The sequence below is a fragment of the Gracilinema caldarium DSM 7334 genome, from assembly GCF_000219725.1.
Taxonomy (GTDB): Bacteria; Spirochaetota; Spirochaetia; order Treponematales; family Breznakiellaceae; genus Gracilinema; species Gracilinema caldarium.
Map to the genome: position 1 here is coordinate 2,682,312 of NC_015732.1, position 15,504 is coordinate 2,697,815.

Consider the following 15,504-nt stretch of genomic DNA (forward strand, 5'->3'; position numbering starts at 1 on the left):
TTTGTCCGAGGTTGTCAATGAGTGCGCTAGGCAAATAAAAACGGCCCCTTTCGGGGCCGCAATGTTACTTACCCTCTAGCTTATACAATTAGAAGGAATAGACGAAATCGATGAGAGCGGTGGTTTTTTCCATTTCGGTGTCATATTCTACACTGGCGTTGACGGTAGCCTTGTCCAGAGTATAGGAAACCTTGGCCTTCGGGAAAATGCTTTCGTAATTAGCTACTTTATCCTTTCCTTCGGACTGGTATTTTACCTGGCCAGAAAGGGTTACGTTGTCATTGAGCTTGTAGGACAGGCTGGGGGTAACGGTGAAGTATTCCTTGTCCAGGTAGTCATAGGCGATAACCTGTACTTTAAGAGGATCCATTACCTGGTAAGCAACGGTCAGATCCATCCACTTGTCAGCATCAGTAGCAAGGCCTTCGGTAAGGAAACCGGCGGTAAGGGTGAGCTTATCCACGGCGAGCAGGCTGCCGCTAATGCTGTACTTGTCGAACTCGGTCTTAGCGGTAATTGCGCTGAAGCGAACATCAAAGAGCTTGTCCATCTTGTAGGCCGCACCAATGATATAGTTGGTATTCGTCGTATCCTGCACAGGATTAACACCAGCACCAACGACAAAACCGGAATTCGCATAGGTTACAGAAACAGACTTGGAATCGAAGTAGTCATTGCTGTCATCGTCTACACCGTCAAAGTAACCAGCATAACTTGTACCGGCAAAAGCCTTAAGACCTTCGAAGGGAGAAACCCAACCATAGGCGGTATCGAGGGATACGTTGTTAAATGTCTCATCCTTACCATCACTATCAACATCAAACTCATACTTCGGCTCGGAATTCCACTTTCCGCTTACCTTGGCACCCACATTGGTTCCGGTATATTCCACGGTAATCTTTGCAGTAACACCATTAGAACCATCGTCATCACCATAGAGAAGAATACCAGTGTCATCACTTTTACCATCATTTACCATTTTTAAACCGGTATTAACGTAGCCTGACACCTTGACAGCCTGTTCCTGGGCTATCACTGCCCCCACGATAGTGAGGGAAAGAATCATTACAAGAGCCTTTTTCATGAATGAAATCCTCCTTGGGATTGACAAGAGGTAAGGATCAACGATCCGGGAATTCCTCTTTATCTTGTTTGTAGTATAACAAGGCCCTTTCAAAAGTGTCAAGTTTTTTTCTGGTTTTCATTAATTTTGTACAGGTTAATAAAATACATTATATTCTATCATATAGTTATATTTTCATTGTATATACACTATACATCATCGATTGCATTCCTGGAACATGTATCGATTTTTATATTTTTTTACTCGATTGAGGATCAACAGGAGAGTATAAGGGTAAAATCTTAAGAATCAGACATCGGGACCATACAATCCCTATGCGGGAGGGCGCATAGAATTACCTCTTGACAGGGTTAAACAAAACACCTAAGTATAGAAGATAACAGCAACGACGGAGACGAGTACCTTTTGGGACGGGTCACAGAGAGGGTGTGCCGGGGGCGATGAGCCCGGGCTGAAAGCACGCCTGGCCAGGGCAAGAGGGAAAACCACTCCCGAGCTGCCTGAGTGAACGGGATATATTCATCAATATAACATCCTAAGTATTTCAGGCCGTCCTGCCGACGTTACCGGCGAAGAGAGCGCTCCCTGTCGTGGGGAAGCGAAGTGGGGTGGTACCGCGGGCCATGGTTACGGGCTCGTCCCTGCGATGATGTATGGGCGGATGCCATGTTGGTGTTGCCCATTTGTATCAGGAGGTACACCATGTCAAAAGAACGTCTTGCGACGATCCGTCATTCCGTAAGCCATGTGATGGCCCAGGCCGTTACCCGGCTCTTTCCCGGCACCCAGGTTGCTATTGGCCCCTCGATAGATAACGGTTTTTATTACGATTTTCTCCTGCCCCGTCCAATTACCGCAGAGGACCTGCCCGCCATTGAGGCGGAGATGAAAAAGATTATCGATGAAAAGCAGGACTTTGTGCGGGTTGTGGTGAGCCGGGAGGAAGCCCGCAAGCGTTTTGCTGGGGAGCCCTTTAAGCTCGAGTTGATTGATGAACTGCCGGTGGATGCGGAGATTTCCATTTATGAACAGCGCCGCGCCGACGGGAGTCTTGCCTGGGCGGATCTGTGCCGGGGTCCCCATGTGGCTAACACCCGGGAAATTAATTCAGCGGCTTTTAAATTGATGAATATCGCCGGTGCATATTGGCGGGGCGACGAAAAGCGGCCCATGCTAAGCCGTATTTATGGCACCGCATGGGAGACCCCCAAGGACCTCAAGGCCTACCTGGCGTTCCTCGAAGAGGTAGAAAAACGGGATCACCGGCGGCTCGGCAAGGAGCTGGACCTCTATTCTATTCACGAAGAAGCCGGCGCAGGGCTCATCTACTGGCATCCAAACGGTGGCCGTATGAGGGTTGCCCTGGAAAACTTCTGGCGCGCTGAGCATTACAGAAATGGTTATGAAATCCTTTATACGCCCCATATTGGTAAATCCTGGCTCTGGGAAACCTCGGGTCACCTGGGCTTTTACAAGGAAAATATGTACAGCTCCATGGAGATTGACCAGCAGGACTACTATGTAAAACCCATGAACTGTCCCTTCCATATTATGATTTACAAAACCAGGGGCCACAGTTACCGGGACCTGCCCCTGCGCTGGGCTGAGCTGGGGACCGTATACCGCTATGAGCGCTCCGGGGTGCTTCACGGGCTCCTCAGGGTCCGGGGCTTTACCCAGGACGATGCACATATCATCTGCACCCCCGACCAGGTGATGGATGAAATTAAGGAAGTCCTCCGCTTCTCCCTCTTTATGTGGAAAACCTTTGGCTTTAAGGATATTAAGGCCTACCTGGCAACCCGGCCTGAAAAATCCGTGGGTGAGCAGGAGCGCTGGGACCGGGCCACAACTGCCCTTAGGGGCGCGATCGAGGAATCGGGCCTTCCCTGGGAGCTTGATGAAGGGGGTGGGGCCTTCTATGGGCCCAAGATCGACCTGAAGATTAAGGATGCCCTGGGCCGCGAATGGCAGATGACCACGATCCAGTTTGATTTTAACCTGCCTGAGCGTTTTGATATGACCTTTGTGGACAAGGACGGCCAGCAGAAGCGGCCCTACATGGTCCACCGGGCCCTTCTTGGTTCCCTGGAGCGCTTCTTCGGTGTCATGATCGAGCATTTTGGCGGGGCCTTCCCGGTCTGGATTGCCCCGGAACAGGTTGCGGTTATTCCTGTGGGCGAAGCCTTTAACGACTATGCTAAAAAGGTGGCCGGTGAGCTTAAGGCCCGAGAACTGCGGGTCAGTACCGAGCTCGGGGAAGAGCGGATGAATGCCAAGATCCGGGATTGCCAGGGCCGGAAGATTCCCTACATGGTGGTGGTAGGCCAGAAGGAAGCTGATGAAGGCACCGTGTCGGTGCGGCTCCGGGATGGCCGTCAGCTTGCGCCTATGAAACTTGCGGAATTTGCGGACTATGTGAGCGGCAAGGTCGCAAGCCGGGACCTGGAACTGTAATCTGCCGCTCCGGAGCCTGGGCTGATTATAGACAAGTTGCTGGGGGGGGCTGTCGTTACGAACATAGGGGCCCTTTAGTTCCCTATGTTCTCCACGCCACCCCTCAGCACCGTTTCTCGCCAGCCCAGGCTCCGGCTTTCAGCGGGGGGGGGAGGCACCACAGCAAATTATGGATAGGGGGCTTTCAGAAAAGGTGGCGAGGGGTGCCGGGGACAGTATGGGGATCATGGGGTCCCCATACTGTCCCGAGGCAGGCCCCCGAGAGAATTCTTAGGAAGCCCCCTATCCGCAACTTATGAAAATAATGATTGCTTGCTTCGAAACAGCAATGGTATCATAATCCTATGCAGCAGTCCCATGACCGGGGATACCGGGCTTTATTTTCTAATGTAGAATTGGTTCAACAGCTACTTGAGTCCTTTGTCCATGAAAGTTGGGTCAAGGATATCGATTTTACTCAGGCGTCCCTTTTTAACACCTCGGTTATTTCTCCGGCCTATCAAAAAACAGAGTCCGACGTGATCTGGCGCTTACCCCTAAAAACCGGGTCCGAGCTGTATCTGTTTCTCCTCTTGGAGTTTCAGTCATCGGTAGATCAGTTCATGGCTTTTCGCATGCTCCAGTACATTATTCAGCTCTATCATAGCCTGAAAAAACAAAACCCGAAGTTGACGACCCTGCCTCCGGTATTTCCGGTGGTATTGTACAACGGTGAACAGCCCTGGACCGCACCGGTACAGTTTGCAGACCTGATTCAGCCTCCAATACCAGGTTCTTATATTCCCCGCTTTGAGTATTTTAAGCTGGCGGAAAATGAGTGTAAGCGGGAAGATCTGCTGCGATTACAAAACCTCATCAGTGCCCTGTTTCTTATCGAAACCTCGACGGTTGAGGAGTATCCCTCGACAATAGAACAGATTGTGGATATATTAGAAACAGTACAGCCTGTTTTGTATCGAGAAGTGGTCCGGTGGCTATGGCATACCATAGGCCAGGAAGCGCCGCCAGAACTGGATAGACTCCCTTTGACGAAGGAGGTACCGACAATGTTAGCGGCTGAACTACAGAGAGAACGGGAAGCAATACGACAGAAAGGTAAGCTCGAAGGCATTTCAGAAGGACTTCAGAAAGGCAAGCTTGAAGGCAAGCTTGAAGGCAAGCTTGAAGGCATACTCGAAGGCAAGAAAGAGACAGCCCGCAAGCTCAAAGCCCGTGGTATGTCTTTACAGGATATTTCAGACATTACCGGTTTAAGTATCGAGCTCATTCAGAGTTTATAACAAGCTCGGGGATTGTTGCAGAGGGGAGCTTTACCGCCGTTTAAAGTGCGGGAAGGTCGTTTTTTTACAAAGTTTCAGGGGTGCCGGGGATAGTATGGGGATCATGGGGTCCTGCAGCATCCGTGCTGACGCAGAACTCGGCAAACCGAGTTCTGCGGATCCTTGGTGGGCCCGACGTCACTGTCGGGCCGAAGCCATAGGGGCCCTTTAGTTCCCTAGGTTCTCCACGCCACCCCCCGCTACCATTTCCGGTCAGCCCAGGCTCGGGGCTTTATAAAAACATTATGTAAGTTGTAAATTAAGAAAGGAGAGCTTATATTTGACCAAAGGAGCTTCCAGATGAAAAAAGAGATCAATTTTATTATTTGGAAAGAAGGTGACTTATTTGTTGCACAATGCTTAAATGTTGATGTTTCTACCTTTGGATCTTCAATTGAAGAAGCTACCAATAATATCAAGGAAGCGGTAGAACTTTATTTTGAAAATGAGCAGATTGATATTCCCCACATAAGCACCATGTTACTCGGCAGTGAGACCATTAATGCCTAACAACTATAGCTCTGCCGAAATTGTAAAAGTACTAGAATCCATAGGCTTTCATTTTGTTTCACAAAAAGGGTCTCATGGTAAATTTAAAGATGGGTGTAGCCACATAGTCATTGTTCCAATGTCAAAAAAGGAAATACCAGAGGGTACGCTCAGAAGTATCTTACGCCAAGCAGATATTAGCTTGATTGATTTTAAGAAGCACTTACAGAATCTTTAAAAAATTACACAAGCTCCGGAGCCTGGGCTGATGAGATACCGTTACTGGGGGTCCTGCAGCATCCGTGCTTCAGCATCCATGCTGCAGCATCCGTGCTGACGCAGAACTCTGCAAACCGAGTTCTGCGGATCCTTGGTGGGCCCGACGTCACTGTCGGGCCGAAGCCATAGGGGCCCTTTAGTTCCCTAGGTTCTCCACGCCACCCCCCGCTACCATTTCCGGTCAGCCCAGGCGCTGGATTAAAAGCGCAAGGGGGCGCACGGAAAGCCTCCGCTGCGCTGGGGCCGGGCAGCCAAAGGCGGATACATCGCCTTTGGCTGGCAGGGGTTCCGGAGGAAACCCTGCTGTCGGTGAGGGGAACCGCGGCGGAGATTGCAGTAAGCACCCGGTCTGCGGAAGGGCCGCCGGGTCCAGCTTATTGCTTAGGGTTGGGTGCCTTGCGCGGCCCCTCCGCAGATGCGCCCGGAATAAAGACATACAGTCATAGAGATATTTGGCGTTTATTCCTGCAGGGCATCCTTGTCCGCCTCCTTAAAAATCGCTACACTGCCACAAACCTACCTCGTACATAACAAGGAGCGCCCCATGCAAGAGACTCCAACCCGGCAGTCAGACCATACTAACATACTGCGTGTTTATGTGGAAAAACGTCTTGGTTTTGATATAGAAGCCCAGCATCTTAAGCACGATATTGTCACCTTTCTCGGAGTCCGCTACCCTGTACTCGCTCGGCTTGAGTCAGTGCGTATTCTGCATCGCTATGATGTGGCCCACCTTACCGAAGACCAGTTTCATCGGGCCTGTGTGCTGGTATTTGCAGAGGGACAATGCGACCGGTTTTACGTGCAGACCCCGGTGCCAGCTGAGCCGGGGGAGCAGTTTTTTGCGGTAGAATATCTGCCGGGCCAGTATGACCAGCGTTCCGATTCGGCAGAACAGTGCGTGGAGCTCGCCGTTGGGGTTCGTCCGCGGGTCCGTTCAGCCCGGGTCTACCTGTTCAAAACTGCGGGAGAGCCCCTGAAATCGGAGCCCCTGACACCGGAAATCCTGTCATCAATAAAAGAGTATATCATCAATCCAGTGGACAGCCGGGAAGCATCTTTAGAACTGCCGGAGAGTCTTGAGGATCCGGAAACTACGGTGCCCCCGGTGCCGGTTGTGGAGGGCTTTGCCCGGTCCGATGACCAGGCTCTGGCCAGTCTCGCTCGAGCCTACGGCTTTGCCATGTCCATCGATGACCTGCGGTTCTGCCGGGACTATTTCGCCCGTATCGGCCGAGATCCGACTGAAACGGAACTGCGGGTGCTCGATACCTACTGGTCCGATCATTGCCGGCACAGTACTTTCACCACCGAACTGCGTGAAGTGGAATTTGTCGGGCCAGAGGGACAAGAGGGATCTCAGGTTGATGAACTGGCGGCGCTCAGGCGGGCCTGGGATCGGTACAACGAAACCCGCCAGGCTGTGTACGGTGAAGCGGGCTCCGCCCAGCGGCCGGTTACCTTGATGGACCTGGCGACTATCGGGGCTAAGGCCCTGAAGCGGCAGGGGAAACTTGAGGACCTGGAAGAATCGGCGGAAATCAACGCCTGTTCAATCAGGGTTACCGCCCATTTTGCGGGGGCTGGCGGTGTTGGCGGTGCTGGCGGTGCTGGCGGCACGGTCGCTGCTGGCGGCGCTGGCGGTGTTGGCGGCGCTGGCGGGGCTGGCGCTGCTGGCGGCGCTGGCGCTGCTGGCGGCGCTGGCGCTGCTGGCGCTGCTGGCGGTGTTGGCGGCGTGACCAGTGAGCCCTGGCTTCTCATGTTTAAAAACGAAACCCATAACCATCCTACCGAGATTGAACCCTTTGGTGGGGCCGCCACCTGTCTCGGCGGGGCCATTCGGGATCCCCTGTCGGGCCGGGCCTATGTGCATCAGGCTATGCGGGTCTCAGGCGGCGCCGATCCCCGACAGAGCCTCCTGGCTACTATCCCCGGGAAACTGCCTCAAATTAAGATCGCCCGGGAAGCCGCGGCGGGCTATGCATCCTATGGAAACCAGATCGGACTTGCCACAGGGCAGGTTGCCGAATTTTACCATCCTGGCTTTGCGGCAAAACGGATGGAACTGGGAGCCGTTATCGGTGCGGTGCCCGAAGTCTGGGTCCGACGGGAAGAGCCCCAGCCAGGGGATGTGGTACTCCTCGTAGGCGGGAAAACCGGCCGGGATGGCATCGGCGGGGCGACGGGCTCCAGCAAGGTCCATACGGGAAAATCGGTAGAAGAAGCCGGGGCAGAAGTCCAGAAGGGAAATCCGGTAGAAGAACGGAAGCTCCAGCGGCTCTTTCGAAAGCCCGAGGTGACCCGGCTCATCAAACGTTGTAATGACTTTGGTGCTGGCGGCGTTTCGGTTGCCATCGGCGAACTGGCCGAGGGACTCGACATCAATTTGGATGCTGTGCCGAAAAAATATGCGGGACTTAACGGAACAGAACTTGCCATTTCTGAGTCCCAGGAACGGATGGCTGTGGTGGTGGCCCCGGAGGATGTTGCGGCCTTTATTGCCGCAGCGGCGGCGGAAAACCTTACCGCCGTACCGGTAGCCACCGTTACCGACAGGGGACGCCTCAGAATGACCTGGCGGGGCCAGATGGTGGTAGACCTGGAGCGGAGCTTTTTAGACACCAACGGAGCCCGCCGCAGTGCCCGGGTCAGGGTTGTTCCTGGGGCCGGGACAGCAGTGGCTGGGAAAGCCGGGGCTCAAAGTGCCGGGACGGGTCCTGCCGGGGGGAGTCCTACTGCGGCAGGGCCTGCTTCTGCCGCGGCCGAAGCCAGCCATATCTCCGCCCGCACCATGCTCGAAAACCTGGAACGGGAACTGCGCTCCCTCCGCACCGGGAGCCGCCGGGGCCTCCAGGAACGCTTTGATGGTTCCATCGGGGCGGGTTCGGTACTCTTCCCCTGGGGAGGCCGTGAACAGGGTACCCCTGAATGCGGCATGGCCGCCCTCCTGCCGGCCCTCGATAAGGAATGTCTTACTGCGAGCCTCATGACCTTTGGCTATAACCCGGACCTGGCGGTTATTAGCCCCTACCGGGCCGCCAAGGGCGCTATCCGGGAAGCCCTGGCCAAATTTGCCTGCCTCGGCGGGAATCCCTGGCAGGCCCGGCTATCGCTCCAGGAATATTTTGAACGGACCACGAGCGCTGAAGCCTGGGGAAAGCCCTTGGCGGCCCTGCTCGGCGCCCTGGAAGCCCAGCTTGAACTGGGGGTAGCGGCGATCGGCGGCAAAGATTCCATGTCGGGGTCTTATATCGATACGGAACGGGGCATCGACCTGAAGGTTCCACCGACCCTCGTCGCCTTTGCCGCCGGCGTCTGCCCCGTAGAACAGATCCGGTCCGGTGCCCTGAGCAGTAAAACAGGCTCTACGCTGGTGCTCCTTGCCCAGGGAAATCCGGTGCCGCACAAGGAGCAGTCCCAAGAAAGGCCTGCACCTGCACAAGGGGGAAAGGCTGGTCAGGGGAAAACGGCTCAGGACGAATGGGACAACTTCAAAGCAAACATGAATACCCTGCGGGCCCTTTCGGAAGCTGAGCTGGTACGGTCGGCCTACCCGGTTCAGGCCGGGGGCATCGCCACCACCCTGGCAATGATGGCCTTCGGGAACATGACCGGCCTTGAGTACAACGGCTACAGCGAAGGACTCTTTGACCCGGACTGGTATCAGGGGTCGGTCATTATCGAGCTGGATGAAAAGGCCTTCTCGAGCTGTGCCCGTAGTACCGAAGCGATCCTCGCCGAAGCGGGCAGCTGGGCCATTCTAGGGCGTACTATTGATGAGCCTATCTTCAGGATCGTACTTGATGATGGGGACCCGGCGTCCCTCCTGGCGGATGATGCCCCGGACCTCCGGGTGGCCGAGTATCCCCTGGCGGTACTGCGCCGGGCCTGGGAGTATCCCCTCCTCAATGTCTATCCTCAGACATCCACCGGCATCAGTGCGGCCGAAGCAGGGGATGAGGATGAACGGCTTGATATCGGCCTCTGGGACCGGACCAGGGAGACGGCACCGCCAACCATGGCGGGAACTGCGGCCCAGATAAAGGCCGCCTCCGGTACCATGCCCCTGCAGGAAAAGGCGGCGAAGCAGAGCGAAGCGATATATCACGCACCGGCCCGGGAGCCTCAAGTACCGCGCCACGCACCGGCCCAGCTCAGGGGAGCCAAGCCGCTCGTGGTGCTGCCGGTGTTCCCGGGAACCAACTGCGAGTGGGACATGGAACGGGCATTCCGCAGAGCCGGCGCTGAAACAAGGCAGGTACTGTTCCGCAACCGGGACCGGCAGGATGTGCTTGAGTCCACGGCGGAGCTCGCAGCGGCTGTCCGGGAATGCCAGATCCTTGCTCTTTCGGGAGGTTTCAGCGCCGGCGACGAGCCTGATGGGTCGGGGAAATTCATCGCCAATGCATTGAGGGCTCCTGCAGTCCGCCAGGCGGTGCAGGATCTCCTTGACAGGCGGGACGGACTTATCATCGGCATCTGCAACGGCTTCCAGGCGCTCATCAAACTGGGGCTCGTACCCTATGGTGAATTCCGGGATGCGGATGAGCATATGCCGACCCTGACCTTTAACAAGCTGGGCCGCCATATTTCCCGGATGGTCCAGACCAAAGTGATGTCGAACCTGTCCCCCTGGCTCAGTCTGGAACGGCTCGGGGCAGTCCACACCATACCGGTCAGTCACGGCGAGGGGCGAATCGCCATAGCTGAGGACCTGGCCCGAGAGCTCTTTAACCGCGGTCAAGTTCCCTTCTGTTATATTGATGAAGGGGGCTTCCCAACTATGGCAGAACCCTGGAATCCAAACGGCTCAGCCTGGGCTATCGAGGGCCTCACGAGCCCCGACGGCCGTATCCTGGGGAAAATGGGCCACAGTGAGCGTTGCGGAACCTATGTACATGTGAATATCCCGGGGAACAAGGAACAGCGGATTTTCGAAGCCGGGGTACGGTACTTTGGGTAGGGTTACGATTCCCTGTATGAGGTTCATCTATACATATTCATTTTAGAAAGGCTTAAGAATCATCTGTTTTTATTGTAATTATAGCATAATTCGTTTATTATCATGACAATTATGCTATTTTTGTTTTTTTGTATCCAAAACCTTGATATTTGGAGGATTACACATGAAAATAAAAGAGAAATTTACCATAAGCATTTTGTTTGTTCTGGTTCTCAGTTTTAGTATAACCTTTCTGGTTAACCTGTTGAATTTTTCCAATACTACGAAAAAAGAAATACATGAAAAGATGCGTCTTACCATCCTTAGCTATATAAAGGACTTTAATAGCTACACCGAAACCCAGTTAGTTACCGCAAGGACCCTTGGGAAAATCGGCGGGATCATAGGAGAAGCCCTTCAGAACCCAAAAGGTATCAGCACCGAAAAGGCCATCAATCTTTTGTTGTCAACCTTGCAATTCAAACCACTCGCAGGAGGGGGACTTTTTTATGATAAGGGAGTTATTCCCGGATATGATTTTTTAGGTCTCTATGGCATATACAACGAGGGAAAATTTAAGTTCGATGATACATACATCAACTATAATTATACAGTTGAAGACTGGTACACCGCAGCCCTGCCTTTAGAACATGATCGCCATACTCCTTTGCCTCAGGAATACACAATCACAAAACCCTATCTGTACCTGTTGCAGGGTCAAACTCTTTCCGATATACCATCAGAAAAACGTACAAGTAGCATTTATATCACTGTAAACTGTCCTATGGTCGATACGAATAACCGGATTCTGGGTGTTGCAACGGCGGACCTGACCTTGGGTTTTCTGGAAACACTTCTTAAGGATGTAAAAATCACTGAGCATTCTCAGCTTTTCGTGTTAGACCCCGCAACCAATCGTTATCTGTATTCTCAAAATCATGATGAAATCTTTCGCCTCTACCGCAACCATTCCGATGCGAAAACGGAAACTGCAGCGGTTTTGCCTTGGGCAGAAAAACTTAGAAAGGACTTACCTCCAGATACTATTGGCAGCATAGAGAAAATTGATATAAATGGGGATTCCCATACTATTTATTATGGATACACCAATTTCGGCTATATTTTTGCCTTTGCCATTCCTGATAAAGAAACCTTCAACAATCTCAATATTGCCATAATCCAATATAGCCTGGCAATCATCCTGGTATCCATTTTTATTATTCTGGTCCTTATTTTCCTTATCAACTGGATTATTATAAAGCCTATTCAGGAAACCCGAGAGGCTATTAAAGCCTTAGCCCTGGGGGAAGGGGACCTAACAAAACGACTAACTTTTGTAAGTAATGATGAAATTGGCGAGATGGCGGGATTTATTAATGAATTTCTTTCACAGGTCCATGCTATAGTGTCCAACATTAGGTCGATGGTCGATGAAATGCGACTATTGGGAGATGAACTGCAAACAAATGTCACCGAGTCTGCGGCGTCTGCAAAACAAATATCAGGAAACACAACGCAGGTGAAGGATAAACTTATTGATCAATCCGCTGGTGTTACCGAAACGATGGCGACGGTAGAAGAGATTAATCGAAATATCCAATCCTTCCTGCAGATGATTGAAACCCAGGCGGCTAACCTGACTCAGGCGTCTAGTGCCATAGAACAAATGGTTGCAAATATAGGATCGGTAGCTCAAAATATCAGCCGTAATCAGAAAACCCTATCCCAGGTAGTGCAGGACTCAGATCAGGGGAAAGAGCTGGTTAATACGGTTGAATCGGTTATCATTGAAATTGAAAAAGCCAGCGAAGGTATGATGGAAGCAAACTCTATCATTGCAACCATTGCAAGTCAGACCAATTTGTTGTCTATGAATGCGGCGATTGAAGCGGCCCATGCAGGGGATGCAGGCAAAGGCTTTGCTGTAGTTGCCGAGGAGATTAGAAAACTTGCTGAAAATGCAAATGAACAGAGTAAAACCATCGGTTCAGTACTACAAAATATGAAAAACCTTATCGAGAAGGCTGTAAACAGTACTGCAGAAGCGAAACAAAAACTGGATAGTGTATTTAATAGTATCCGAAAAGTCGGGGACCAGGAGCTGGAAATAAAGCATGCCATGGATGAACAACAGCAGGGGTCCCAGCAAGTTCTGGTAGCAATGAAGGAATTAAACCAGATTACCAGTGAAATTCGTTCTGGATCCGAAGAAATTCGGATCGGGAGCCAAACCATACACGATGAGATGAGCCACCTCATGCAGGGCACTCGAAACATCGAAGACGCGACCCAGGAAATTACCCAGGGTGCGCAGGAGATTGCCCAAGCAATGGAGCATATTAATGGCCTTACCACTAAAAACGCCCAGACGATTCGCCAAGTAGAGAACCTGGTACAGCGGTTTAAGGTGTAAAAAGGGGTACCGAAACAGTTATCTGAACAGGTTCAGCTTGCCGAAACGGTGCAGTTTGCCCGTGTCCCGTTTAGTGTCATCGTCGAGGACCTTGAAAATAAATTCGGCAAAGTCCTCATGCTGGCTCGAATCGTTTACGGTAAAACCTAGAATACGGAAAGGGTTGGTAACTGCAGTAGCCAAAACACTTTGCATAAAGGCGCGGAATGCGGATCCCAGAACGGGACCCAACATATCCGGGCTTTCTTCTTTTTCCGTAACGAGCGGAGCCTCTGAAAGAACCAGTGCAAGGGTGCCCTCTTTCCGTTGACGGTAATAACGGAAGAGCTCCCGGACGAGGTAATACCAGCCCTTTAGGTAATCATCTATCATGGGAGAAATGTGGGCTGTATCAATTTGATCCGGACGAATCCGGAGTGTAGGCGGGCTTAGAACAAGGAGCACTTCATCGATCCGGGAAAACCGGTTTTCAGCAGAGATCAAAAGAGTCCGGGCCGAGATGGAACTTCCGGGCGTCCAGATCAGGGGTATGGTAGCGGGGGGTGGAGGGAATTGCATTGGATTATCCGGTTCAGGATTGCCCAGCAATGCAAGTCCGTGGGATTCAAGCCGTTTGGCAGCTTCCTGGCTCAATGCGAGGGTAAGGGGTGCTGTGTTTCCGACAATCAAAATACCTCGAGTCATGCTTTTGAGTGTATAAAACTATTTATATTTCCGCAATGATTTCTTGGATTAAAAGTGGTGTACATCAGTAGAAAATTGAATAAAAAAAACATTACAATGGGGATATGCGTATAGCCATTGCTCAAATCGATTCAATTATTGGTGATTTTGAGGGAAATACCAACAAGGTCATTTCCTTTACAAGAGAAGCTCAAAAACAGGGAGCTGATGTGGTTTTCTTTCCCGAACTGGTGCTCTGTGGATACCCACCTATGGACCTCCTGGACCAGGATTCTTTTACGGAAGGTTCTATCCGTGCATTACGACAGCTTCAGCGGGAATTACCTGAGGGTATAACGGTCGGTGTGGGCTACGTCAGTCGGAATCGGAGCGGTAGGGGAAAATTATTAAGCAATAACTTCGGCATTATCCAGAATGGGCAGGTCATCTTTGAGCAGGAAAAGACTCTGCTTCCTACCTACGATGTGTTTGACGAAGCCCGTTATTTTGAAAGCGCCGAGGAACGAAACATCTTTACCTTTAAAGGAAACCGAATCGGCATTGCAATCTGCGAAGATATGTGGCGGGAATCGACTACTGCAACTCATTACCCGGTGGATCCCATCAGGGAACTGCTCGATAAGGGGGCTTCCATACTGGTAGTGCCCTCTGCATCGCCCTACTATGCCTATAAAATGGAACAGCGGCTAGCCCTGGCTGAAAAGATTAGCCGTCGGGGCACTGTGCCGATTGTGTACATCAATGCGGTGGGGGCAAACGATTCCATTATTTTTGACGGCCGGTCCTTTGTGATGGAACCGGGGGTGGGAGCGGGGGAAACAGCGCCTCGGCTCACCGCCATGGCAAAAGGTTTTGAAGAGGACCTCCTGTTCTGGGATACAGAGGGTATACATCAATCTGATACACCTCTTCGTTCCTTACATGGAACACTTGGAATAGGAAGACCGGGGCTTGTGACTACAGCGGAAGAACTCGACACCATAGAAAAAGCCCTGGTGCTTGGTATCCGGGGGTACATGCAAAAATGCGGTTTTAAGCGGGCCCATGTAGGACTTTCGGGGGGCATCGATTCAGCCCTGGTGGCATACCTGGCGGTTCAGGCTATCGGTCCTGAGCAGGTCCGCTGCTTTGGGCTTCCATCCCGGTTTTCATCCCAGGGCTCGAAGGATGATGCTCAGGAGCTGGCCCGAAACCTGGGATGCCGTTATGATATGTTACCCATAGAACCAGCCTTCGAAGCCTACTTGAACACCTTGGGACCGGTGTTTGAAGGTCGCCCCTTTGACCTTGCGGAGGAAAACCTTCAGGCCCGCATTCGTGGGACTCTCCTCATGGCCTATTCTAACAAGTTCGATTCAATGCTACTTACCACCGGCAACAAAAGCGAACTGGCCATGGGCTACTGTACCCTGTATGGCGATATGGCGGGAGCCCTCGCTCCTATCGGGGACCTCTTTAAGATGGAAGTTTTCGCACTTTGCAGGCGTATTAACCAGCGGGAAATTGAGGCAGGGAGAAAGCCGATTATCCCCGAGGTGATACTAACCAAGCCCCCATCGGCGGAACTGCGGCCCAATCAGACTGATCAGGATAGCCTCCCGCCCTATGAAGAACTGGACGAGGTTTTAAATCTCTACCTTCTGGACAATCTGTCAAAACCAGAAATTGTTCAGCTGGGTTGGAGTGAAGAACTGGTAACTCGTATTATCCGTACCGTGGCTAAGGCAGAATATAAACGCCGCCAGGCTCCGCCGGTACTCAAGGTCTCCCAACGGGCCTTTGGCATGGGCCGGCGCATGCCCATTGCGCGAAGTATTTACGAAGGGTGATGAACAGT

General features: G+C 52.2%; 9 protein-coding genes. 7 read left to right on the forward strand and 2 right to left on the reverse strand.

Annotated features, from left to right (window positions below; all coding sequences use genetic code 11):
* Positions 1 to 88 precede the first annotated feature (88 nt).
* Entirely contained in the window at positions 89 to 1,084 is a 996-nt protein-coding gene (locus SPICA_RS12145; protein WP_013969784.1) for an aldehyde dehydrogenase family protein, read from the reverse strand.
* Between the two features lie 702 nt (positions 1,085 to 1,786).
* On the opposite strand from SPICA_RS12145, the gene thrS reads away from it, so the two are divergent.
* The 6 genes from thrS to SPICA_RS15000 all read left to right on the forward strand — a co-directional run bounded on the left by thrS (position 1,787) and on the right by SPICA_RS15000 (position 12,983).
* Entirely contained in the window at positions 1,787 to 3,541 is a 1,755-nt protein-coding gene (gene thrS, locus SPICA_RS12150; RefSeq protein WP_013969785.1) for a threonine--tRNA ligase, read from the forward strand.
* A 344-nt stretch (positions 3,542 to 3,885) separates the two neighbouring features.
* Complete coding sequence (locus SPICA_RS12155) at positions 3,886 to 4,821, forward strand: Rpn family recombination-promoting nuclease/putative transposase (protein ID WP_013969786.1); 936 nt, start codon at positions 3,886 to 3,888, stop codon at positions 4,819 to 4,821.
* 339 nt (positions 4,822 to 5,160) lie between these two features.
* A complete protein-coding gene (locus SPICA_RS12160) occupies positions 5,161 to 5,370 on the forward strand; it encodes a type II toxin-antitoxin system HicB family antitoxin (RefSeq protein WP_013969787.1) in 210 nt (69 codons plus the stop codon).
* Positions 5,363 to 5,587 (forward strand): type II toxin-antitoxin system HicA family toxin, encoded by a 225-nt coding sequence (locus SPICA_RS15905; RefSeq protein ID WP_013969788.1) that lies wholly within the window; start codon positions 5,363 to 5,365, stop codon positions 5,585 to 5,587. Before SPICA_RS12160 ends, SPICA_RS15905 begins: the two co-directional genes overlap by 8 nt.
* Positions 5,588 to 6,172: 585 nt before the next feature.
* On the forward strand, positions 6,173 to 10,591 hold the full coding sequence (locus SPICA_RS15660) for a phosphoribosylformylglycinamidine synthase subunit PurQ (protein WP_013969789.1): 4,419 nt from the start codon (positions 6,173 to 6,175) through the stop codon (positions 10,589 to 10,591).
* Positions 10,592 to 10,754: 163 nt separating this feature from the next.
* Complete coding sequence (locus tag SPICA_RS15000) at positions 10,755 to 12,983, forward strand: methyl-accepting chemotaxis protein (RefSeq protein WP_013969790.1); 2,229 nt, start codon at positions 10,755 to 10,757, stop codon at positions 12,981 to 12,983.
* Between the two features lie 18 nt (positions 12,984 to 13,001).
* Here the strand turns inward: SPICA_RS15000 and SPICA_RS12180 are convergent, their stop codons facing one another.
* Positions 13,002 to 13,667, reverse strand: coding sequence for a hypothetical protein (locus SPICA_RS12180; RefSeq protein WP_013969791.1), 666 nt, complete (start codon positions 13,665 to 13,667; stop codon positions 13,002 to 13,004).
* 104 nt (positions 13,668 to 13,771) lie between these two features.
* On the opposite strand from SPICA_RS12180, the gene SPICA_RS12185 reads away from it, so the two are divergent.
* Complete coding sequence (locus SPICA_RS12185) at positions 13,772 to 15,496, forward strand: NAD+ synthase (protein WP_013969792.1); 1,725 nt, start codon at positions 13,772 to 13,774, stop codon at positions 15,494 to 15,496.
* Positions 15,497 to 15,504 lie beyond the last annotated feature (8 nt).